The organism is Nocardia sp. NPDC057668, from assembly GCF_042799795.1.
Lineage (GTDB): Bacteria > Actinomycetota > Actinomycetes > Mycobacteriales > Mycobacteriaceae > Nocardia.
This window is the reverse complement of sequence record NZ_JBHVIC010000001.1, coordinates 2754950-2776517: the sequence shown is the minus strand read 5'-3', so window position 1 is coordinate 2776517 and position 21568 is coordinate 2754950. Positions and strand designations below refer to the sequence as shown.

The window sequence follows — 21568 nt, the reverse complement described above, 5'->3', positions numbered from 1 at the left end:
GATGCCGAACTACGGAATGCCCGGCGTCGCCGTGGATCGCAAGCGATCCATGGCCGTCGGAGCCATCGCGGTGGCGCTGGTGCTCGCGGTCGCCGCGAGCTGGGCGCTGTACCGCTCGCAGAAAGCCGAAGTGGGCCTTGCGGTCACGCTGCGCACCGAGCAGATCGGCGACGGCGTGCTCGTCGGCACCGATGTGCGCATGAACGGCGTGCTGGTCGGCAAGGTCACCGACATCACCCCGGACGAGCACGGCACCCAGCGCATCGATCTGCGCCTGGACGATGCCGGGTTGTTCGGGCTGGACGACAGCCTGCGGGTGGACTACGCGCCCGCGAACCTGTTCGGCATCAGTGAGATCGATCTGCGTCGCGGGCCCGGCGGTTCGCCGCTGCGCGCGGGCGCGCTCATCGATCTGACCGGTGCCCGGGCGAGCGCCGTCTACGACGCCACCATGGGTTCGATCCTGCGCAGCGCGTCGCAGGTCGGCGATTCGGTGCTGACCCCGCAGATGGCCTCGGTCATCGCGCAGGCCGCGGCCGACACCGAGGCGCTCATGCCGCTGGCGCAGGCGCTCATCACCGCGACCCGCACGATCGCGGACAACCAGACGATGCCGCTGTCACGACTGCTGGGCGAACTCGGCCCCGCGTTCGACGGCGGCGGCCGGTTCGCCGGGGCCACCGTGCAATCGGTCGACATGATCCTGAGCATGCAGCGCCTGCAGCGCGATCGGGCGCAGTACGACGCGGGCCTGGCCATCGTCACCCAGCAGCTGCTGCCCACGCTGGCGGGCACCCTCGGCACCGCGGGGACCGAACTGTCCGGTCTCACCGACATGCTCGCGCCGGTGCTCACGATGCTGGCCCAGATGCTGCCGCGCCCACAGCAATCCGCGGTCGAACTGCGCACGCTGCTGCAGCGCCTGCACGCCGCCATGCCCGACGACGGGCAGGGACCGGTGCTGAATCTCGAGGTCGATCTGCGCGGCGTGCCCGCGGTCGCGGTGCCGCTGCTGGGAGGTGTGCGATGACCGTCAAGGGTGCGGCCTGGCGGCTGGGTCTGTTCGCCTCGGTGATCGGGGTGGTGCTGTCCCTGGTGCTCACGGCCATTTCGCGGCCGGTCTCCGGGGACACCGAAAACCACGAGGCCCTGTTCACCGACGCCAACGGCCTCAAGGTCGGGGACGACGTGCGCATGTACGGCGTGCAGGTCGGCAAGATCAAGGACATCGAGCTCGCCGGTGCGCAGGCGCTGGTGCGGCTCTCGGTCAAGACCGATGCCCCGATCTACGACAACAGCACACTGGCCATTCGCTACCAGAACCTCACGGGACAGCGGTACATCGATCTGCAGCAGCAGCCCGCGCCCGGGAACCGCCTCGCCGCGGACTCGCGGATCGGCACCGATCGCACCGTGCCGTCCTTCGACGTGACGAGCCTGTTCAACGGCCTGAAGCCGGTGCTGGCCACCATTTCCCCGGAGTCCATCAATCAGTTCAGCGCCAGCATGGTCGCGCTGATCGAGGGCGACGGCAGCGGTATCGGCCCGGCCATGGACGCGATCGGCAAGCTCGCCGCGCACGTGGAGAACCGGCAGCAGGTGATCGGCACGCTGATTCGCAACATGTCCGATCTGGACGACCGGCTGAGCGGACGGGTGCACTACCTGGTGCCGCTGCTGGCCCGGCTCAGCGACATCTTCGAAGCGCTACAGGCGAACATCGGCGGACTGGCGCACTTCGCCATGACCGCACCGTCGGTGCTCGGCCCCATCGACAATCTGCTGCGCACGCTCGGCATCACCAGCGGCAACGACGTGGACGCGCTGATCCGGCAGATCTTCCCGGATGCCGCGGAAGCGGTCGAGGTGTTCGGGCGGCTGCCCGCGGTGCTCACCGCCGCCGACGCCGCCGCGCCCGCCAACGCCACCGGCTGGAAACCGGTGTGCGCCAAGGGCAATGCCGAACTGCCGGAGCTGGTGCAGGTGCTGATCTCGGGACAGCGGGTGGCGATATGCAAGGGATGAGTGTGGCGCGCCTGCGCGACGCGCTGCGGCGCGAGGATCTGGTCATCGACGACGGCACCCGCAAGAAGCGCGAGTTGCGCCGCGGCGTGATCGGCGCGGCCCTGCTGGTCGTGGCGCTGGTCGCGGTCGGGGTGCTGTTCGTGGTGCCGTTCGGCAAGCAGACCTACACCGCCGAGCTGTCCGAGGCGCAGTCGGTGAAGATCGGCGACGACGTGCGCATCGCCGGCATCTCGGTCGGCGAGGTGAAAACGCTGGAGCTGAAACCCGATCGCGTGATCATGACCTTCACCGTGGATTCGGATGTCTTCCTGGGCGATCAGACCTCCCTGGACATTCGCATGCTGACCATCGTCGGCGGCCACTACGTCGCGGTATTCCCGGCGGGGGAGCGGGAACTGGGGTCCTCGGCCATCCCGGCGGATCGAGTTCGCCTGCCCTACAGCCTGGTTCAGACGTTCCAGGACGCGGCGGCCCCGCTCGCCGCGCTCGACGGCAACAGCCTCAACCGCAATCTGGCCGCGCTGGGCGATTCGTTCGCGGCCGCGCCCGACAGCCTGCGCACCACCCTGTCGACCGTGGGCGCCTACGTGGACATGCTCGAACGCCAGCGCACCCAGGTGTCCAACGCCGTCGCGGTGGCCGACGAGTACGTGACCATGTACGACGGCGCCAAATCCGATCTGGGCCGACTCATGGACAACGCGAACCTGCTGGTCACCGTGCTCGAGGACAAGCACACCGAGATGGCCGAGGCGCTGCGCCTGCTCGGCGGCGTCGTGGCCCGGCTGGCCGGCGCCCAACCCGCCTGGGATGAGTCGCTGAAGACCAAACTCACCGACGCGATCGACCAATTGGAAGAGCTGGGAAGGCGTTTCGAGCCCACCCTGGCCGCCGCGCAGAGCCTGCAGCACAGGTTCGCCGAACTCGTCATCCCCGCGGACGGCGTGCACGTCGATCAGTCGCAGCAGACGGTGACCGTGCCGCCGGTGTGCGTGCCGGTGCCCGGAAAGGACTGCTGATGTTCAAGCGCATGCTCGGCTCGCAGGCGTTCATGTCGGTCGCGGGCGCGGTCCTGGTGGCGGTGCTGGCCACGGTCGGCTACTTCGTCTACTTCGACCCCATGAAAAAGACCCAATCCTATTGCGCCCTCATGCCGGACGCGGTCGGCCTCTACGTCGGCAACAAGGTGACGATGCGCGGCATCGCGGTGGGCACGGTGGATTCCATCGCCGCCGAGGGGGCCAAGGTCAAGGTCGCGTTCTCGGTGGACGCGAAGTACCCGGTCTACGCCGACGCCGCGGCCACGACCGTCGCCGATTCCATTGTGGCGGACCGCAATCTGGCGGTGCTGTTCAGTGGCAAGAATGCCGCGCAATGGGATTCGAGCCGATGCATCGACAAGACGCTGACGCCCAAGAGCATCACCGAGACGCTGACCGCCATCGCGGATCTGTCCGCGCAGCTGCAGGCCGCCGACTCCCCGAACGCGCTCGAGCACGGGCTGGCCGGGCTGGACACCGCGACCGCGGGGGCCGGGCCGCAGATCAACGAGATCGTCAAGAAGCTCGGGTCGGCGCTGGCCGCGCCCGACGCGGACATCGGGCACCTGGCGGGCATCTTCGACGCCTTCGCCTCGGTCGGGGTGAAGGTGGAGCAGCACTGGGGCGATCTGCGCTCCATGCTGCTGCGCCTGGCGCCCGCGCTGAACAACGCGAGCACCGAATTGCTCGGTCCCGGAGCGGAATTGATCGACAGCCTCGGCCGGGCGCTGCCCATGCTCAACGACCTGGTCACCATCGCCGGTGATCCGATCATGCGGGCCTTGGACGACACCCTGCCGCTGGTGCGCCTGCTGCGCGCCAACGTCGGGTCGATCTCGGAGATCATGCTCAAACTTCCGGTGCTGACCGGCGCCGCGCGGTCGGTCATGGGTGACGGCGTCACCTACGGCTCACCTCGCGCGGCGTTGCCCGTGCCCGAGGCCGAACGGGTGTGCGCCGCGGTGAACGCCCTGACCCCGGGCGCGTGCACGAATTCCGCCGACGGCATGGTGAACGTGCCGCTGGTGCCGCTGGTGCTCGACATGGCAGGTGCGCGATGACAATTCGAACTTGGCAGCGGCGCGCGGGCGCCGCGGTGCTCACCGCCGGACTGCTCGCGGGCGTCGGCGGCTGCGCCTTCGACCCGTCGTCGGTGCCGGTCCCCGGCACCACGGTCTCGGGCCCCACCTATCGGGTGCACATCGAGTTCGCCAACGTGCTCAACCTGCCCGCCCGCGCCAAGGTGATCGCCAACGGCGCGCAGGTCGGTTCGGTAGCCGGTGTGCGCGTGGTGGATTCGGTGCGTGCCGGCGGCGGCCGTGGCGGTTACGTGGTGGTCGACGCCGACATCTCGGCCGATGTGCGGCTGCCCGCGACCACCATCGCCGAACTGCGCCAGAACACCGTGCTCGGCGACATCCACCTGGCCCTGACCACGCCGACCGACGGCTTCGGGCAACTGCTTGCCGACGGCGGCACCATCGCGCAGGAGCGCACCCGCCCGCCGGTGCAGCTCGAGGACACCATGGCCGCGCTGGCCGCGTTCACCCAGGGTGGCGCGGTGAATCAGTTGCAGGACATCATCAATCGGTTCAACACCGTGCTGCCCGCCGATCCGGGCGAGACCGAGCGCATCGCGCAGAACGCGGCGGCCAACGCCGTGGATCTGGCGGCGAATCTGGACTCGATCGACTCCCTGCTCGAGGGCCTGGGCACCAACGCCCAGGTGCTGCACGACCGCGCGGACTTCCTCGATCACGAGCTGAGTCAGCAGTCGGTGGACGCCATGACCGGCGCGACCGAGTCGATTCGCGGTGTGGCCCAGATCTTCACCGCGCTGGGGCAGATCGGCGGCGCGCTGCCGTGGCTGACGCCGGTGGTGACCGCGGCCGACGGCGCCGCGCAGGCCTTAGTGCCGCTGGCGCTCTCGGGCCGCCCGCTCGACACCTCGGTTCCCTCGAATCTGTCGCTGCTCGTCGCGCTGTTGCGCGACAAGCTGATTCCCTTCGTGGAACGCGGCCCGAAGGTGAATGTCACCGGGGTGCGGGTGGATTCGGTGGCCAAGGACGACCAGGTCGGAAATATCGTCTCGACCCTGCGCATGATCGGAGCGGTGCGATGAAGTGGGGATCGCTGGCCTCGCTCGGCGGTATCGCCGCCGTCACCGTGGTGGGTGCGGGGTACCTGACTTTCGGTGTGGTGCGCGCGGATCCGTTCGCCGAGTTCACGCACGCCTCGATGGTGCTCGCCGATTCCGGCGGTCTCAGCGTCGGTTCGCCGATTCTGCTCACCGGCATGCGGGTCGGGCAGATCACCTCGGTGGCGGGTACCGCGAGCGGGGTGGAGGTCGGCTTCCGGGTCGACGCCGACCGCCGCGTGCCGACCGACAGCGTGATCAGCATCGAGCAGCTCTCGGCGCTGGGCGAGCCGTACGTGGAGATCCGGCCCAAGACCGGCGCCGGGCCCTATCTGCGCGACGGTCAGCGCCTGGACACCGCCACCATCAAGTCCCCGCTGTCGATTCCCGAGGTGTCGCGTCAGCTGAACCAGGTCATGAATCAGCTCGACCCGAAGGTCGCCGCCTCGCTCGCGAGCACCCTGGGCGCGGCCTTCGACGGCACCGAGAGCGTGATGCCCCAGCTCACGCGCGCCGGTGATCTGCTGGCCTCGGCGATCATGAGCCGGGAACCGAAGATTGCTCAGCTACTGAACAGCTTCCAGGCTGCCGCCTCGAACATGGACGGCATCGGTGCGGCCACCGCGGCCGCTGCCCCCGCGTTGTTGCAGTTCACTCGGTCTCTCGAAGAGCTGGTCAACGCTGTCGGTAGACTGGTCGACCAGACCCCCGGACCGCAGTCGTATGTGGACAGCAATGGTCTGGCGCCCTTCCTGGCGAAGCTGACCGACTGGTTGCGGGCGGCCGGTCCCGAATTGAACAGCCTCGCGCCCCAATTGCAGCCGCTCGCGGATGCCGCGCGCACCACGGGCCCCCAGCTCGATATCAGCGCCCTGATCTCGCAGGCCCTCGCGGCCACCGGCGAGAGGGCGGTGCGCGTGCAGGTCAACGTCAAATAGCAGTACCCGAAGAAGGAGAACACGGATGTCCCAGGACACCGATCCGAAGCGCCCTGGCGCCGGCGAATCCGAGTCGGTGGCATCCGCCGGAGCCGCCCCCGAGGCTGCCCCGGTGAACCTGGGCAAGCCCGCCGCCGAGCCGGCGGCGGCTCCCGCCCCGGCGGCGAAGACCGTGCAGCTGAAGCTCTCCACGCTGGGCCTGGCGGCCGCCGCCGTGGTCCTGATCGGCGCGCTCTTCACCACCACCGCACTGTGGCTCTCCGCTCGGCACGACCTCGCCTCGAACGAGGCCGCCGCGAACGATGCCCGGCACGCCGAGCAGGTCGCGACCGACTACGCGGTGGGCGCTTCGAACATCGACTTCACCGACCTGAACGCCTGGAACGGCCGGCTCAAGGCCAACACCAGCCCGGCGCTGGCCGCCAAGTTCGACGCCACCGCGCCCAAGCTCCAGGAGATCCTGGTCCCGCTGAAGTGGACCTCGAGCGCCACCCCGGTCGCGGCCAAGGTCGCCACCCACGACAACGGCCGCTACCAGGTCAACGTCTTCCTGAACGTCACCTCGACCAACGCCCAGAATCCGGACGGCGTGCAGACCACGGTGACCTACAACGTCACCATCGATCCGTCGCAGAACTGGAATATCACCGACGTGGGCGGCAACCTCGCACTCCCCAAGCAGTAGCGGCGGCGCGATCCGAGCGGCAGGGCCCGGACGGCCGCGGCGCGGAAAGTGGTGCCGCACACGTCCGGTCCCGTTCCCGGGACCGGGGTACGGGACGGCCGGTATCATCGCGCGCGCTTGCTGATCACCTGGAGGAACCGTGCCCGCGAATCCCACTGCCGCCGAACTGCTGGCGACCGTCGAAGCCTCACCGCAGGCCGTAGGCGTGCACGACCGCGCCGCCTGGGTGGGGTTGTTCGCCGACAACGGCAGTGTCGAGGATCCGGTGGGCTCGCGCCCGCACATCGGCCGCGCGGCCATCGAGCGTTTCTACGACACCTTCATCGCGCCCAACGGCATCGCCTTCGACGTCGCCAATGACGTCGTCTGCGGTATGACGGTCTTCCGGGATCTGAGCATCGCCACCACCATGTCCACCGGCGTCACCCTGCACGTGCCCATGCACCTGCGCTACGACCTGGCCGAGGTCGACGGCGTGCTGAAAATCCGTGCGCTGCGCGCGCATTGGGAACTGCCGGGCATGATCGCCCAGCTGATGGGTTCGGGCGCGCAGGGCCTGCTGGCCGGCGCGAAGCTCGGTCCGCAGCTGGTGAGCAATCAGGGCGTCGGCGGCGCACTGGCTTTCATGAAGGGGATGAGCAGCGTCGGCAAGGCGGGCAAGCAGGCCGCGGCCCGGCTGCTGGACGCCATCGGCCGCGGCGAGGTCGCGGGCGCGCACGCGGCGCTGGCGCCGGTGCCGCAACTGTCGTGGGCCGGTGACGAGCGGATGTCACTGGAGGACTTCACCCTTCGCGCCAAGGGGCTGCGCTGGAGCAAGCCGCTGGCGGCCGGGCGCAATGTCACCGCCAGCGTGGAGACCCGGGAGGGTCGCGGCATCGCACAGCTCGACTTCACCGAGCGCGGCGCTCGGATCAGCGGCGTGCGGGTGTTCGTGCCGAGTCGCCAGTTGTGAACCGGGGCGCCGGGCCCGGTGGTCAGTTCGGGGCGGCGCTGCCGCGCCGGATCGCCGATGGCGTTGCGCCCCACCAGCGCCGGCAGCACCGGGTGAAGGTCGACTGTTCGGACAGCCCGACCAGCGAGGCCACCTGACCCAGGGGGATGTCGGTGGTGGTCAGGTAGCGCCGGGCCTCCCCGCGCCGCACCTCGTCCAGCAGGGTCGCGAACGAGGTGCCCTCGGCCGCGAGCCGGCGTTGCAGCGTGCGCGGGTGCAGGGTGAGCAGCCGTGCGACAGCGTCGATTTCGGGCGCGGTGGTGCCGAGCAGCTTCTGCAGCGTGGTGCGCACCCGCGGGGTGAGCGCCGCGGCCGCGCCGCCGGATTGGCGGGACAGGAACGCCATGGCGAGCTGATGCAGATTCTCGTCGCCGCCCGACAGTGCGCGCGTGGCCAGGGACGCGGGCACGCGCAGCAGCGCCACCGGCCGCTCGATCCGCACCGGCGCGCCGAAGAATTCCTCGTACACCGCGATGGGCGCGGCGGGCCGGTACGGCAGTTCGACCGAGCGCAGCCCGTAGCGCGGTTCGGCGAGCCGCGCGATCGTGTGGTGCACGAACGCGAGACCGACATCGGTGCCCTGGACGGGGATGGGCAGACCGGGCTGGGTGACTGTGTACCGCAGCGCGATGACGCCGCGATCGCCGTAGGGGTCCGGTCCCATGGTGAGGCTGAGCGAGCGCGCGTGCACGAACAGGTAGCGCGAGGTGCAGTCCAGGACGTCGGCCAGGGTGGGGGAGTTGCGAATGGCCAGCGCGAGCGGGCCGAGCATGTCCAGGTCCTGGCGGCGTGAGATGCGCAGGCCCAGATCCGGGCAGTGCAGCCGATGGGCGGCCAGTTCCATGACCGCGCCCACGGCTTGGTCCGGAACCAGCAGATCGTCGGTGTCCAGGGCTTCGATCGGCAGTCCGCACAGGGTGGCCAGCTCTTCCGGATCTCCGCCCAGCTCGCCGACCGTCGCGCGGAATCCGCGCAATCCGGCGGATCGAATGACCGACATGTCGTACAGAATCAAATACTTGTCGCCCAGAGTCAAGAATGGACCGGACGGCCGTCCCAGACTGGAAGACATGAACGCCGCGACAACCCCCGCCGAACACCTCGATGTCGTGATAGTCGGAGCCGGACTGTCCGGCATCGGCGCGGCCTATCGTCTGCAGACCGAGCACCCGGGCCGCAGCTACGCCGTGCTGGAGAGCCGCGCCGCCCTCGGCGGCACCTGGGACCTGTTCCGCTACCCGGGCGTGCGCTCGGACTCGGACATGTTCACCCTGGGCTACCCGTTCAAGCCCTGGGTCGCGGCCAAGTCCATCGCCGACGGGCCGTCCATCCTGAGCTATATCGAGGAGACCGCCCGCGAGAACGGCATCGACCGGCACATCCGCTTCGGTACCAAGGTGGTCGGCGCCGAATGGGACAGCGCCGCCTCGCACTGGGAGCTGACCCTGGAGCAGCGCACCGGGGACACCGTCGAACTGCGCACTCTCACCTGCGGATTCCTCTACTCCTGCGCGGGCTACTACGACTACGACCGCGGCCACGCGCCGGAATTCCCCGGCCTGGCCGAGTTCGCCGGCACCGTCGTGCACCCCCAGTTCTGGCCCGCCGACCTGGATTACACCGGTAAGAAGGTCGTGGTCATCGGCAGCGGCGCGACCGCGGTCACGCTGGTGCCGGCGATGGCCGAGCAGGCCGAGCGGGTCACCATGCTCCAGCGCAGTCCCACCTGGATCTCGGCGGTGCCGGGCCGGGACAAGCTCGCGGACAGCATTCGGGAGAAACTGCCCCCGAAGCTCGCGCACCGGGTCATCCGCACCAAGAACATCCTGTTCAACATCGGCTTCTATCAGTACTGCCGCCGCCGGCCCGAGGCCGCGCGCAAGCTGCTGACCGGGCTCACCACCCGCATCCTGAAGGACCGGGACCTCGTCGCCGAGCACTTCACCCCGGAGTACGACCCGTGGGACCAGCGGCTGTGCGCGGTGCCGGACGCCGATTTCTTCAAGGCCATGCGCAAGGGCCGGGCCGAGGTCGTCACCGATCACATCGAAAGCTTTGTGCCCGAGGGCATTCGCCTGAAGTCGGGCCGGGTCCTCGAGGCCGACGTGGTGGTCACCGCCACCGGCCTGCAGCTGCTGGCCTTCGGCGGCATCGAGCTGCGGGTGGACGGGGTTCCGGTACAGCTGGCCGAGGAGTTCGTCTGGCAGGGCACCATGCTCACCGGCGTGCCCAATTTCGCGGTGTGCATCGGCTACACCAACGCCTCCTGGACCCTGCGCGCGGACCTGTCCTCGCGGCTGGTGTGCCGCATCCTGGGCTTCATGGATCGGCAGGGCTACAGCGCCGTTGTGCCGCAACCGGATCGGGAGCTGCGCGAGCGGCCGCTGCTGGATCTGGCCTCGGGGTACATCCAGCGGTCCATCGGGCAGTTCCCGCGCCAGGGTGACCGGCATCCGTGGCAGGTGCGCCAGAACTACCTGATCGACGCGGCCACCACCATGCGTACCGACCTGCGCAAGACACTGCGCCCGGTGACCGCCGGCAAGGCCCTCCAGCAGGTTTGAGACACCCCTGGCTAGCATCGGGCGTATGAGTTCCACCTGGAAGTTAGTGCCCCTGGTGGCGGCCGCGCTGCTGGGCTCGGCGGCCGTGGCGACCGCCGGCCCGGCCGCCCCGCCGCCCGCTGTCGCCGATCTGTGGACGGTGCCCGCGGCCCCGGCCGAGTCCGCGACGCTCATCGTCGCGTACAGCTTCGGCAATCGCGTTCCCGCGGGCGTCGATCCGGCCCGCACCGTCGGCGAGCCGGGGCCGGTCAACACCGAACTCGCTGCCGCCGTGGTCGCCGCGCGCGGGGATCGCCGCATTCCGGTCTACGCGCAGACCGAGATCGCCGAGGTGCTGCGGTCCGCGTACGGCATGACCGATGTCATCGCCATCGATCCGGATCGGGCCGCGGACGGCACGCTCGTCTACCTCTCCACCGACGGGGTAGCGGCCAAGATCGCCGAGGTCCGGGGCGGTGCGGTCGCCGGTGACCGCGCGGCGGTGGTGGCTTTCGCCGACCATCTGTGGCGTGCCACCCGCACCACGGCCGCGCACGGCTTCGACGCCTTCGCGCCGGCGGGCGTGGCCATGCCGAATCACTACGATCCGTACTCCGGACAGCTCTGGACGACCAGCCCGGTGCTGTATCTGCCCACCGATTTCGCGGGCAGGCTGGCGCTGCTGCGCTGATTCGCCCGGCGGGCAGCGCCTTCCGGGGGAGTGCGAGGTCCGCGCTCGCCCGCGCCCGCGGCGGGTCGTGTCCGAGGATGGGTTCGAGAGAGCACGGCAGCCGAGGAACGACCGGGGGTGGCCATGGGTTCGGACGGTGGATTCCTTTCCCGCGCACCGGGGTTGGAGCCGCCGCTGGCGCTCGGCGGTGTCGCCGCCGAATACTGGACGGCCGATTTACCCACGTGCGCAACACATTGGCAAACAATGGTGCGCGGCCATTCGGTGTCGCATACGCGCCCGGTCTCCTGTCGCAATGGCGTCATACGAAAAACGGTGGATGCACGTCCCGGAGCCGTTGCGCTACAACGGGCAATAACGCCTTCGCAGCCTGCGAAATCGGTCACTTCCGGCGAAGCGCACACCGGCGCACGGCAATTCGCCCGTGCCGTGCTGCGCGTGGTCCTGGAGGTGCTGGACGGCCGCCGTTCTCCGGCGCAGTTGCGCCCGCTGGCCGAGCCTCCCGTGATCGCCGCATTGAGCACGCTGGCGAGCACGGGGGCGGCGCCCGGGCGTGAACTCGGCGGCGCGACCCTCACCAGGGTGGATGTGATCATGTCGGACTCGCGGTGGGCGGAAGTGTGTGCCGCATACGATCGAGGAATCAGACATTTCGCCCTTGCGGCGCGTATTGTTCGCGGTCGTTCGGGGTGGCGGTTGACCGCATTCCGGGTGTGCTGAAGACCGTCTGGTCTGCGCGGTAATAGCAGAATAGTCTGATCTCGGGTAATTCCAAACGTGCCTGGTTTGAAACCTTCCAGTCATGGCATTAGCATTTCGGCGAATAGCGGCACCTCTACGTGGAAGGGCAGTCCATGGCGAAGAAAGTCACCGTAACTCTGGTTGACGACTACGACGGCGAATCGAAGGCCGACGAAACCGTCTTTTTCTCGATCGACGGGATGGATTACGAGATCGACCTGTCGATCAAGAACGCCGGTAAGTTGCGGGAGTCGCTGGAAGCGTGGACCGAGAAGGCCCGCAAGGTGGGGCGCTCCAAGCAGCGCAAGGTCGCCGTGGCGGGTGGGCGTACCCGTCCGGCGGTGGATCGCGAGGAGAGCACCGCGATCCGTGAGTGGGCACGGGCCCAGGGGCATCAGGTGTCCTCCCGGGGACGTATCCCCGCGGAGATCGTCGAGGCGTACCAGCGCTCGAAGTAAAATAACGGGAAAATCCCGTAGTGAAATTCGGCCGGAGCCGGTGCCCGATGGGTACCGGCTCCGGCCTTATAAAGAGGTTCCACCAGCGCTTATTTACGCGGCACGCAGTGGCGAATCTCCGGCGCGCGGCAGTTCCGCCCGGATTCGTTCCAGCAGTCCGCTCGCCTGTTCGCGATGTACGTCCCCCGCGCCCGAGTCGCCGGCCGCGTCGGCGAGCGCTGCCAGTACCGCGTCCATGGGCCCGAAGGACGCCATCCCGGTTTCGACGCCGATGACCGTGCCGGTATGCGGCAATAGAAATTCGTAGAGCGTTCGAATCGAGTCGGTATTGCCCAGCGCGATCGCGGTATGGGCCCGCAGCGCCGACATCAGCACCGGGTACGGTCCGTCGTGCCGCGGATCGGTGCGCTCGAAGACCGCCCGCGCCGCGTCCATGCGATCCGCGTGCACCAGCGCCAGTGCGTACGGCTGCGCCATCACGCTCGGGAGTTCGGCGTGGCTCGCGGCGATCCGGTCCACCAGCCCCGAGAGATTCCCGCGCGCCCAGCCGATCGCCATGGCGCAGAACAACTCCGACTCGGTGGCGTTGGTGCTGCCCGAACGCCGTATCCGCCTGCCGAACTGCTCGTACAACCGCTCGGCCGCGGTGACCTCGCCGCGCAGCAGCTCCATGGTGGCGGCGAAGCAGCCGACCATGTCCAGCAGCGGCTGCAACTGGCCCTCGTCCGCGCATTCGAGGGTGTGCGCCGCCCGCCGCCCGGCTTCGCGAAGATCGATGCGCGCCACCGCGACCCGGTACCCCTGATAGTGCGCCAGTGCCCGGTAGTCGGCCAGCCCCGCCGCCTCCGCCACCCGTTCCATCTCGGTGGTCAGTGCGACGAACTCCGCGTCGTAGTCGAACTCGACATAGGTCAGCGCGTTGATCGCCGCGCACACCAGTTCCGCGTCGCCGAGTTCGCGCGCAAGCGCGAGTGCCTCGCGCGCGAGTGCCTGCCCCGCGCCGTACTCCTCCAGCCCCGCCTCGAACGACGCCGCGATCCGAAGCCGCACCGCCACTTCGCTCTTCGCGATCGAGCCGGCAGCGTTCACCGCCGCGGAGAACTCCCCGGCCGGGCTGGTCTGCCCGCCCGCGTCCTGCTCCGAGTGCGGTCCGCGGCGCGCTGTGCCGCCCGCGGGGTACACGCTCGCGGCCGCGTCGGCCACGAGCGCGGCGGCCGAATTCCCGGAAGCCGACGCGAGTTCCGCGCCGCCGGCGGGCTCGTCCGTGGTGGTGTAGCCGGTTGCCACGGTGTCAGCGGTCCCTGCGATCTGGTCGGGCTCTGTGGTGCGTTCGGTTGCCGTGGTGTGGTCGGGCTCTGTGGTGCGTTCGGTTGCCGTGGTGTGGTCGGGCTCTGCGGTGTGGTCGGTTGCCGCTGTCCGGTCCGTCGCCGTGGTGTGGTCGGTTGCTGCGGTGTGGGAGGCAGCCGCGGTGTGGTCGGTCGCCGCTGTCCGGTTCGTCGCGGTGGCGCCGGCTCGGTCCGCGGCCTGCGGCGGAAGCGCGTCGAGGCTCGCGAGGGCGCGCGAAAGAGCTTGGCGGACACGGTGATCCGGGTGGCGCCACTCGCGGATGGCCCAGATGACCGGCACCCGCCAGCTGGTCAGGGCGGCGTGCAGCAGCTCGTCGTCGCCGAGCTCCTCGGCCATGGTGAGCGCGCGCAGGCGTTCGGCGCGGGCCTCGCCGTGCCGGTTGTCGTAGGCGAGTGCGGTCACCAGGGTGCAGCGCAGCTCGAGCAGGGCCACGCGGTCGCGGCGCGCGGCGTATTCGCCGGTGTGCCCGGCGAGTTCGTGCAGCTGCACCGCCGATCGCAGGAGCCGGACGGTCTCGCTGCGCATGCGGTGCTTCATTCTGTGGCGGGCCGCAACCCGGACGTATTCGATGGCATGCCAGGCGGTTTCGGGGGTCGCGCCGAGGAAGGCGTGCCGGGCCAGCACTTCGGGGTCCGGGGCGGGCCGGGCGTGCGCGGCCGCCGGGGCCGCCAGGAGTTCGAGGGCCGCCCAGTGCATGCGACCGCGGCGCAGCGGCGGGATACCCAGGTACACCGCGTCGCGAATCAGGGTGTGCTCGAAGTCGATGCGCCCCGAACCCCGGGCGCCGACCAGGCCGGCCGTCTCGGCGGCGGTCACCAGATCGATCAGCGCGTCCCGCGCCACACCCGAGATCGAGCTGAGCGTCCCCAGTTCGATTCCGGTGCCCCAGATGGCGATGTGGCGCAGCACCTCGGTGACGCCCGCGGGCAGGCGCGCGACGCGATCGTCGATGAGTTCGCGGATCGATTCGGGCACCTGCTCCAGGTCGCCGTGCGCGGCCAGCAGTTTCGCCAGTTCCCGGACGAACAGCGGGTTTCCGCCGGTGCGCCGGTGCAGGCGGTGCACCAGGTCTTCGTCCACCGGAGCCAGCCCCGCGGCCCTGGCTACCTGTCGGGTGCCCTCGGGGTCCAGTCCGCTGAGCCGGAGCCGCAGCGCGGTCTGTGGCGCCAGCGCGGCCGCCGTATTGTGCACCCCCGGAACGGCTTCCGATCTGCGCGTGGTGAGCAGGACGAGCACCGGCTCGTCGCGCAGCCAGCTCGCGAGCTGGCGCAGCACCTGCAGGGTGGCGGTGTCGGCGCGATGCACGTCCTCCAGCAGCAGCGCCACCGGCGCCGCCGCACCGGCCCGGTGACACCGCTCGGCCAGCGTCCGGGACATGCCGAAGGCGTCCGCGGGAACGGGCTCGGGCGGCGTCCCGGCATCCACCGCGCCGGCGAAACCCGCTGCGGCGTCCAGTATCTCGGCCCAGGCCCAGGCCGGGGGCGCACCGTCTATCTCGGGGCAGCCGCCGATCGCGACCTGCCACCCGGTGGCGGCCAGCGCGCCCAGCGCCGCCTCGGCGAGCGTGGACTTGCCGATGCCCGCCTCGCCGGTGATCCAGACCAGGCGCAGTCCGCCCGCGCGCACACTCTCGCCGAGGGCGAGCAACTCGCCCAGTTCGGCGGTGTACCCGGTGCCGGCGGGGTGCTCCGGCGCGGCTGTGCCGGCGGATCCCGCCGCCGGTTGTGCTGCGGCACTTGCCGTATGGGTGGCCGCGGGGGTCGAGATGGCGGCTCCGGCGGTCGGCCGTGCCGTCCCGGGGGACCGGGGCGCGTCCGGCGGCGCGCGCAGTTCGGTGGCGTGATTGAGAATCGCGCTCTCCAAATGCCGCACGGCGGGTGCGGGGTCGACGCCGAATTCCCGGCCGAGGAATTCGCGGGAGCGGCGAATCGTGGTGAGCGCCTCCAATTGCTGTCCGGTGCGGTATTGCGCGGTGGCCAGCAGTCGCACGAGTTCCTCGCGGCCGGGATGTTCGTCGAAGAGTGCGCGGAGTTCGAGGACGACTTCGCCGAAACGTTCGAGTTCGAGTTTGGTCTGGGCGTTCATCTCGATCGCGGTCAGATGCAGATCGGTGAGCCGGTCGGTTTCGGCGGCCGCCCATTCGGTATCGGCGAATGCCTCGAGCGCGGGTCCGTGCCAGTGTCCGAGTACCGCGTCCAGTTCGCTGATCCGGCGGGCGGCATCCGGGCGGGCGGCGGGATTGCTGATGAGTTCCTGATACGCGCGCAACCGCTGTTCGAAATACCAGGCATCCACGGCGGTTTCGGCTATCCGCAGCGCATATCCGGACGATTCCGACACAATGTAGCGGGCGGGCGCGCGGCGCGCGCGGTGCGGTTCCAGCAGCCGTCGCAGGGTGTGGATATGCACCTGCAGGACCGCGGCGGCCCGCGGTGGCGGTTGCCCCGACCACAGGTCATCGATCAGTCTGTCGGTGGTGACGGCCTGGCCGCGGGCGACGACGAGGCGGCCGAGCACCGCGCGCTGCATGGGTGTTCCCAGTGGGGCGTCGTGGCCGTCGAGCGACAGGTGCAGCGGGCCGAGCACCCTGATCTCCGGCCCTGCCATTCCGAACGCCCTTCCCGATTCGCCGGCCAACTGGACGTTCGCCGCAAGAAGAGCACTATCCCGCAAAAAGTCGAAGATGCCAAAAGTTTGCGGAAAAGTTGTTCAATAGTTACGACCGAAGAACGGCAAGGGATGATTGCTGTGCTAGCTCCGGCCTTTTCGAACGCGAATTCATGCATATGTTCGAAACCCCGCCGGAAGAGCACCGGAAGAGGCGCGGCGGATACTTTCGGGTGGAACCAATCGAGGAAGGTGATGTGGCGTGATGCAGCAATGTGATTTCCCCGCAGGCGGATTCGGTATCGGTGGAATCGAGCCGTCGGACTCGGGGGTGTATGTGGACCGCGACGGCGATATCTGGGAGAAGACCGGGGACGGCTGGCATCTGTTGTTGCAGCAGGGTGTAGCCGTGGATCCCGGCTCGGCCTGGGATTGGACCGAGGGCTGCGTGCGTGATTACGCACCATTCGCTCCGGTGGTCGCCGAAATTCGCTGAGTCCGGTCTGTCGGCGCGGCGGGTGATGGGGGTCGCCGGGCACGAACTCGTCACGGCCCTTGCCGTGCCGAATTGGGTCACTAGGGTGGAGTCGAGTTCGCCAATTGTTTGCTGTTGCGCGGATCGGCTCGCTGATTCGCTGCCGCGGCCCGACGCGACGAGGTGATGATGACTCAGAGCTGGCCCGGTTCCCGGGGATCATTCGACTCTTTCGACGACATATTCGAGCGCTTCTTCGGATCCGGCATGGCCGCGCAGCCGCCGGTGCAACGTATTGATCTGACCCGTTTGCTGAGTGAAAGCGCGAAGGCCGTGGTCGATGGCGCCCGGGCCGCCGCGCACGAATGGGGCAGTGCGGAGATCACCCCGGAGCATCTGCTCTACGCCGCCGCCGACATCGAGCCGGGCACGAGCATCATCACCGAAATCGGCCGTGATCCCGGGCAATTGCGCGAGCAGATGCGCGCGGCCGCCGGCAGCGGGGTCGGCGCGCACGGCGCCGATCACGCCCTCGCGCTGAGCCCCGCGGCCAAGGCCGCCCTGCGCAACGCGCAGCGCAGCGCCGCGGAGGCCGGCAGCAGCTACATCGGGCCCGAGCACATTCTGCTGGGCATCGCCGCCAGCCCCGAGAGCCCGGCCGCCCAGGCCCTGTCCGGCGCCAAGCTGCCCGCCGCGAGCGCGCCCCGCCCGCCCAGCGATACCCCGACCTTGGACGAGTACGGCCGGGACCTGACCGCCGAGGCCCGGGCGGGCAAGGTCGACCCGGTCGTGGGCCGGGCCGAGGAGATCGAGCAGACGGTGGAGATCCTCTCGCGCCGGCGCAAGAACAACCCGGTGCTCATCGGCGATCCGGGCGTCGGCAAGACCGCCATCGTGGAGGGCCTGGCCCAGCGCATCGTCAACGGCGACGTGCCCGAGACCCTCGCCGGTCGCCGGGTCGTCGCGCTGGACGTGGCGTCCCTGGTGGCGGGCAGCAAGTATCGCGGCGAGTTCGAGGAGCGGCTCACCAAGATCCTGGACGAAGTGCGGGCGCACTCGGACGAGCTGGTGATCTTCATCGACGAGTTGCACACCATCGTCGGCGCGGGCAGCGGTGGCGAGGGCTCGATGGACGCGGGCAATCTGCTCAAGCCCGCGCTGGCCCGCGGCGAGCTGCACGCCATCGGCGCGACGACCATCGACGAATACCGCCGGTACATCGAGAAGGACGCCGCGCTGGAGCGCCGTTTCCAGCCGGTGATGGTGTCCGAGCCCTCGGTGCTGGACACGATCGAGATCCTGCGCGGACTCGTCGACGTCTACGAGGAGCACCATCAGGTGCGCTACGACGACGAGGCGTTGATCGCGGCGGCCGAACTGTCCGACCGCTACCTCACCGACCGCTTCATGCCGGACAAGGCCATCGACCTCATCGATCAGGCGGGCGCCCGGGTGCGTCTTCGCACGAGAACCCGCGCGCCCGAGGCGCGGGAGCAGCAGGAGGAACTCGAGCGCCTGCACCGGGAGAAGGACGCCGCGGTCAACGCCGAGGACTACGAGAAGGCCAACCGGCTCAAGGCCGACATCGCCGCGGCCGAGGGCGCGGCGGCCCCGGCCGACGCCGCCGAACTGCCCGCGGTGACGATCACCGATATCGCCGAGGTGATTTCGCGCCGCACCGGCATTCCGGTCGCCGATCTCACCGTCGAGGAACGACAGAAACTGCTGAAACTCGAAGAGGTGCTGCACAAGCGGGTCATCGGCCAGGACGAGGCGATCGTCGCGGTCGCCGAGGCGGTGCGCCGCGCGCGGGCCGGGCTCAAGGATCCGCAGCGGCCGATCGGCTCGTTCCTGTTCCTCGGCCCGACCGGCGTCGGCAAGACCGAACTGGCGAAAGCGCTGGCGCAGGCGGTTTTCGGGGACGAGGATCGGCTCATCCGCTTCGACATGAGCGAGTTCCAGGAGAAGCACACGGTGTCCCGGCTGGTCGGTGCGCCGCCCGGGTACGTCGGCTACGACGACGCCGCCCAGCTCACCGACAAGGTACGGCGGCAACCGTATTCGGTGATCCTGTTCGACGAGGTCGAGAAGGCGCACCCGGATGTGTTCAACGTGCTGCTGCAACTGCTGGACGACGGCCGGGTCACCGACTCCAAGGGCCGCACCGTCGATTTCAAGAACACCATCGTCATCCTGACCAGCAATATCGGCTCGGACATCATCCTGTCCGCGAAAGACGGTGATCTGGAGGCGATCACGCCGCAACTGGAGGAGCGCCTGCGCAAGCATTTCCGGCCCGAGTTCCTCAACCGGCTCGACGAGCAGATCGTCTTCCATCGCCTGGACCGGGCACAGCTCCGCACCATCGTGGATCTGGTGCTCGACGGCACCCGCCGCCGCCTGCGCGCCCAGGACATCGAACTCGACGTCACCGACAAGGCCATGGACTGGCTCGCGGACACCGGATATCAGCCCGAGTTCGGCGCGCGACCGCTGCGCCGGACGGTACAGCGGCAGTTGGACAACAACCTGTCGAAGAAGATCCTCGACGGTGCGCTGGCCCCCGGCGACACGGTGCGGGTGGACGCCGACGACGCGGGCCTCGTGGTCGAGGCGGTGCACCGGGACAAAGATCGGACGAGTCAGAGTTCGATCGCGACCGCGGGCGCACCCGCCGAGGGCACGACCGAGGCCAAGGCGAAGGCCGACTCCAACGGCCACGGCAAGGGCGGCGAGCACTGACCTTGCCGCTCGTCCCGGCCGGGCGCCGCGCCGAAATCCGATTCGGCGCGGCGTTCACCGCCGTACGGGACGCTTCTCGCTTTGCAACCGAATCTGAGTTAACTTGCTGACATGGACCTCGATCGCGAGTCGGCAGCGCTGCCGTTGGGTGACCTCTTCGCCGAGGGGCCGTTCCCGCCGCATCACCCGGGGTGCTTCGGGTGCGGACCGTCGAACCCGTCCTCGCCGCGCATGGTTTTCGAGCGGCGCGGAAACACGGTGCGCGCGGCGTTCTCGTTCGATGAGCGGCATCAGGGCGCGCCCGGGGTGGCGCACGGGGGCATGGTCGCGGCGGCCCTGGACGAGGCGTCCGGTTCCATCCTGCTGCCGCTGCGCCAGCCCGCGGTCACCGTGAAGCTCGATGTCGACTTCCGCGCACCCGCCCGCCTGGGCCGGGAATTCGTCGTTACTTCCTGGCTGACCGCGTCCCAGCGCCGCAAGCTCTTCATCGAGTCGGAGCTGACCGATGGCGACGACGTGGTCGCCACCGGCCGGGCCATTTTCGTGAAGGTCGAGCAGGAGCACTTCGTGAATCTGGGCGCGAATCCGGGCGAGCTGTTCAGCTCCCACCGCTAGCGCCCGGACCCCCGGTTCAGCCCAGGCGGCGGATGTCACCGCGCACGCGGTAGAAGCCGCCGCGCGCCGACTCCGAGACCGCGTCGACCACGTAGCGCGCGCCCGCCTCGCGAATGTTCTTGGGGAACTGCACATTCCAACCCTGCTGGTAGCCGGGCGAGATCACGTGCACGCGCAGGCCGCCGCCGGTGTCCACGCATTCCACCACGATGCCGTCGCCGGCCTCGGCGGTGATCTCCACCGTGGCGCTGGGGGTCACGGCCGAGAACTCCGGCGCCTTGACCGACACCGTCTGCGGCAGCACGCCCTGCTCGGCGTCGTGAATGGCGGTTTCGCTCACGTCCAGGCAGGCCAGTGAGCCGTTGGTGGTGACCAGGTAGAGCTTCTCGTCGTGGTACTGCATGGAGTACGCCGAACCGCAGCCGGTGCCGAGCTTCCACAGGCGCTGCCCGTTCGAGTCGAAGCAGTAGACCGAGGAGTAGTTGTCGCCGGCGAAGACGTAGCGGCCGTCCGGTGAAGTGGCGCAGGAGAACACGGCATGATCGCACTGGTACGTGCGCTCGGACCGGCCGTCCTTGGCCACCATGCGCACCTGGTTGTGGCTGGTGCCCGCGTACACCGCGTCGGACTCCTGCCAGCCGAACAGCACCGAGCCGCCGGTCTTGACGTCCCAGGCGTTCTTGCCGGTGGCCAGATCGTATTTGGTGACGCCCTTCGAATGCCCGTGGTACACACCGTCGTCGTCGATCCGCACCATCCAGCCGGAATCGCCGGTGCTCTTGCGGGTCCAGAGCGATTCCTCCTCGTGGTCGATCACCGTCAGCCCGCCCTGGCGATCGGAGACGCCGAGGGTGCCGTCGTGGATGTCGAGCCAGTAGATGTCCACGTTGGCGGCGATGTCGTAGGCCGCGCGCGGCACCTTGCCGGACAGGTCGTAGACGCGGCCGTCGTCGCAGCCCGCGTAGATCCAGAAGTCATCGGCCACAATGCACTTCACCGCGTCCGGGAGCTGGAAGCGGCCGGTGACCTCGCCGCCCGGGGTCAGGGTGAACACATCGCCGCGCTCGTTGCCGACCCAGCAGCGGCGCTCGTCCACGAAGATGCCGAACGCGGCGGCGCCGGAGTCGAAGGTCCACAGCACCGGGGCGGACTTGGCGGTGGAACGCTGGGAGACGATGGCGCGGCGGGTGACGGGCCGCTTGCCGCGCGCGCCCATGACGGCGGGGGCGTAGCCCTTGCGGACCTTCTCGCCGATCTTCTTGGCGGCCGCGGCATTCGCCTTCTCCACGGTGGCGAAGGAACTGACCTTTGCGGTGCCGCTCTCGCCGATGCGGCCGTAGCGAATGGTGACCTCGGTGTCGGCCACCACCACCTCGTAGAACTTGTGCGCCGAACCGCTGTCTTCCGACAGTTCCAGGTAGTGGGTGGTGGCCGTAGTGCTCATCGCGTCTCGCTCCGTGCCTGTCCGCTCGTCAACTTGTTACGAGGCGAAAACTAGCAAGTCACACCGACATTCGGGGAGTGAGCCGAAAA

At 69.3% G+C, this 21568-nt stretch carries 18 protein-coding genes; 15 read left to right on the top strand and 3 right to left on the bottom strand.

All coding sequences use genetic code 11. The annotated features are described in order from the left end of the window. The first annotated feature begins 1 nt into the window (after position 1). From ACFVBH_RS12650 to ACFVBH_RS12615, 8 genes are all read left to right on the top strand, one after another. The gene (locus ACFVBH_RS12650) at positions 2-1030 is read left to right on the top strand and encodes an MlaD family protein (RefSeq protein WP_379001467.1); all 1029 of its coding nucleotides are present in this window, start codon (positions 2-4) and stop codon (positions 1028-1030) included. Continuing rightward, the gene (locus ACFVBH_RS12645; RefSeq protein WP_379001465.1) at positions 1027-2025 is read left to right on the top strand and encodes an MlaD family protein; all 999 of its coding nucleotides are present in this window, start codon (positions 1027-1029) and stop codon (positions 2023-2025) included. Before ACFVBH_RS12650 ends, ACFVBH_RS12645 begins: the two co-directional genes overlap by 4 nt. After that, positions 2022-3044, top strand: coding sequence for an MlaD family protein (locus ACFVBH_RS12640; RefSeq protein ID WP_354984630.1), 1023 nt, complete (start codon positions 2022-2024; stop codon positions 3042-3044). The genes ACFVBH_RS12645 and ACFVBH_RS12640 overlap by 4 nt, the downstream gene beginning before the upstream one ends. Further along, positions 3044-4126 (top strand): MlaD family protein, encoded by a 1083-nt coding sequence (locus tag ACFVBH_RS12635; RefSeq protein ID WP_354984629.1) that lies wholly within the window; start codon positions 3044-3046, stop codon positions 4124-4126. Before ACFVBH_RS12640 ends, ACFVBH_RS12635 begins: the two co-directional genes overlap by 1 nt. Then, positions 4123-5187: an MlaD family protein gene (locus ACFVBH_RS12630; RefSeq protein WP_379001462.1), complete on the top strand. Its 1065-nt coding sequence runs from the start codon at positions 4123-4125 to the stop codon at positions 5185-5187. The genes ACFVBH_RS12635 and ACFVBH_RS12630 overlap by 4 nt, the downstream gene beginning before the upstream one ends. Beyond that, positions 5184-6140 (top strand): MlaD family protein, encoded by a 957-nt coding sequence (locus ACFVBH_RS12625; RefSeq protein WP_379001460.1) that lies wholly within the window; start codon positions 5184-5186, stop codon positions 6138-6140. The genes ACFVBH_RS12630 and ACFVBH_RS12625 overlap by 4 nt, the downstream gene beginning before the upstream one ends. A gap of 25 nt (positions 6141-6165) precedes the next feature. Further along, positions 6166-6825: a hypothetical protein gene (locus ACFVBH_RS12620; protein ID WP_379001458.1), complete on the top strand. Its 660-nt coding sequence runs from the start codon at positions 6166-6168 to the stop codon at positions 6823-6825. Between the two features lie 139 nt (positions 6826-6964). Then, on the top strand, positions 6965-7777 hold the full coding sequence (locus ACFVBH_RS12615; protein WP_354984625.1) for a nuclear transport factor 2 family protein: 813 nt from the start codon (positions 6965-6967) through the stop codon (positions 7775-7777). Between the two features lie 22 nt (positions 7778-7799). On the opposite strand, the gene ACFVBH_RS12610 is transcribed toward ACFVBH_RS12615, so the two are convergent. After that, on the bottom strand, positions 7800-8816 hold the full coding sequence (locus tag ACFVBH_RS12610; RefSeq protein WP_379001456.1) for an AraC family transcriptional regulator: 1017 nt from the start codon (positions 8814-8816) through the stop codon (positions 7800-7802). A 70-nt stretch (positions 8817-8886) separates the two neighbouring features. On the opposite strand from ACFVBH_RS12610, the gene ACFVBH_RS12605 reads away from it, so the two are divergent. From ACFVBH_RS12605 to ACFVBH_RS12590, 4 genes are all read left to right on the top strand, one after another. After that, complete coding sequence (locus tag ACFVBH_RS12605) at positions 8887-10380, top strand: flavin-containing monooxygenase (protein WP_379001454.1); 1494 nt, start codon at positions 8887-8889, stop codon at positions 10378-10380. A 25-nt stretch (positions 10381-10405) separates the two neighbouring features. Next, positions 10406-11050, top strand: a complete 645-nt coding sequence (locus ACFVBH_RS12600) for a hypothetical protein (RefSeq protein ID WP_379001452.1) — start codon at positions 10406-10408, stop codon at positions 11048-11050. A gap of 123 nt (positions 11051-11173) precedes the next feature. Then, positions 11174-11770 carry an Rv3235 family protein gene (locus tag ACFVBH_RS12595; RefSeq protein WP_379001722.1) on the top strand — a complete coding sequence of 199 codons (597 nt, stop codon included), beginning with the start codon at positions 11174-11176 and terminating at the stop codon, positions 11768-11770. 134 nt (positions 11771-11904) lie between these two features. Next, positions 11905-12249 carry an Lsr2 family protein gene (locus ACFVBH_RS12590; RefSeq protein WP_354984621.1) on the top strand — a complete coding sequence of 115 codons (345 nt, stop codon included), beginning with the start codon at positions 11905-11907 and terminating at the stop codon, positions 12247-12249. 93 nt (positions 12250-12342) lie between these two features. Here the strand turns inward: ACFVBH_RS12590 and ACFVBH_RS12585 are convergent, their stop codons facing one another. Further along, positions 12343-16203 (bottom strand): BTAD domain-containing putative transcriptional regulator, encoded by a 3861-nt coding sequence (locus ACFVBH_RS12585; protein ID WP_379001450.1) that lies wholly within the window; start codon positions 16201-16203, stop codon positions 12343-12345. A 262-nt stretch (positions 16204-16465) separates the two neighbouring features. Here ACFVBH_RS12585 and ACFVBH_RS12580 point away from each other — a divergent pair, with 262 nt between their 5' ends. The 3 genes from ACFVBH_RS12580 to ACFVBH_RS12570 all read left to right on the top strand — a co-directional run bounded on the left by ACFVBH_RS12580 (position 16466) and on the right by ACFVBH_RS12570 (position 20035). Beyond that, positions 16466-16699: a hypothetical protein gene (locus ACFVBH_RS12580; RefSeq protein ID WP_354984619.1), complete on the top strand. Its 234-nt coding sequence runs from the start codon at positions 16466-16468 to the stop codon at positions 16697-16699. Positions 16700-16867: 168 nt separating this feature from the next. After that, on the top strand, positions 16868-19420 hold the full coding sequence (locus tag ACFVBH_RS12575) for an ATP-dependent Clp protease ATP-binding subunit (protein ID WP_379001448.1): 2553 nt from the start codon (positions 16868-16870) through the stop codon (positions 19418-19420). 111 nt (positions 19421-19531) lie between these two features. Continuing rightward, entirely contained in the window at positions 19532-20035 is a 504-nt protein-coding gene (locus tag ACFVBH_RS12570; RefSeq protein ID WP_379001446.1) for a PaaI family thioesterase, read from the top strand. Between the two features lie 16 nt (positions 20036-20051). On the opposite strand, the gene ACFVBH_RS12565 is transcribed toward ACFVBH_RS12570, so the two are convergent. Beyond that, entirely contained in the window at positions 20052-21479 is a 1428-nt protein-coding gene (locus tag ACFVBH_RS12565) for a WGR domain-containing protein (RefSeq protein WP_379001445.1), read from the bottom strand. Positions 21480-21568: the final 89 nt, after the last annotated feature.

Coding starts and splice junctions, on each gene's coding strand:
- ACFVBH_RS12630 (WP_379001462.1), top strand. CDS start 4,123: ATGACAATTCGAACTTGGCAGCGGCGCGCGGGCGCCGCGGTGCTCACC.
- ACFVBH_RS12565 (WP_379001445.1), bottom strand. CDS start 21,479: ATGAGCACTACGGCCACCACCCACTACCTGGAACTGTCGGAAGACAGC.
- ACFVBH_RS12590 (WP_354984621.1), top strand. CDS start 11,905: ATGGCGAAGAAAGTCACCGTAACTCTGGTTGACGACTACGACGGCGAA.
- ACFVBH_RS12635 (WP_354984629.1), top strand. CDS start 3,044: ATGTTCAAGCGCATGCTCGGCTCGCAGGCGTTCATGTCGGTCGCGGGC.
- ACFVBH_RS12610 (WP_379001456.1), bottom strand. CDS start 8,816: ATGTCGGTCATTCGATCCGCCGGATTGCGCGGATTCCGCGCGACGGTC.
- ACFVBH_RS12605 (WP_379001454.1), top strand. CDS start 8,887: ATGAACGCCGCGACAACCCCCGCCGAACACCTCGATGTCGTGATAGTC.
- ACFVBH_RS12620 (WP_379001458.1), top strand. CDS start 6,166: ATGTCCCAGGACACCGATCCGAAGCGCCCTGGCGCCGGCGAATCCGAG.
- ACFVBH_RS12645 (WP_379001465.1), top strand. CDS start 1,027: ATGACCGTCAAGGGTGCGGCCTGGCGGCTGGGTCTGTTCGCCTCGGTG.
- ACFVBH_RS12570 (WP_379001446.1), top strand. CDS start 19,532: ATGGACCTCGATCGCGAGTCGGCAGCGCTGCCGTTGGGTGACCTCTTC.
- ACFVBH_RS12625 (WP_379001460.1), top strand. CDS start 5,184: ATGAAGTGGGGATCGCTGGCCTCGCTCGGCGGTATCGCCGCCGTCACC.
- ACFVBH_RS12595 (WP_379001722.1), top strand. CDS start 11,174: ATGGGTTCGGACGGTGGATTCCTTTCCCGCGCACCGGGGTTGGAGCCG.
- ACFVBH_RS12575 (WP_379001448.1), top strand. CDS start 16,868: ATGACTCAGAGCTGGCCCGGTTCCCGGGGATCATTCGACTCTTTCGAC.
- ACFVBH_RS12585 (WP_379001450.1), bottom strand. CDS start 16,203: ATGGCAGGGCCGGAGATCAGGGTGCTCGGCCCGCTGCACCTGTCGCTC.
- ACFVBH_RS12600 (WP_379001452.1), top strand. CDS start 10,406: ATGAGTTCCACCTGGAAGTTAGTGCCCCTGGTGGCGGCCGCGCTGCTG.
- ACFVBH_RS12640 (WP_354984630.1), top strand. CDS start 2,022: ATGAGTGTGGCGCGCCTGCGCGACGCGCTGCGGCGCGAGGATCTGGTC.
- ACFVBH_RS12650 (WP_379001467.1), top strand. CDS start 2: ATGCCGAACTACGGAATGCCCGGCGTCGCCGTGGATCGCAAGCGATCC.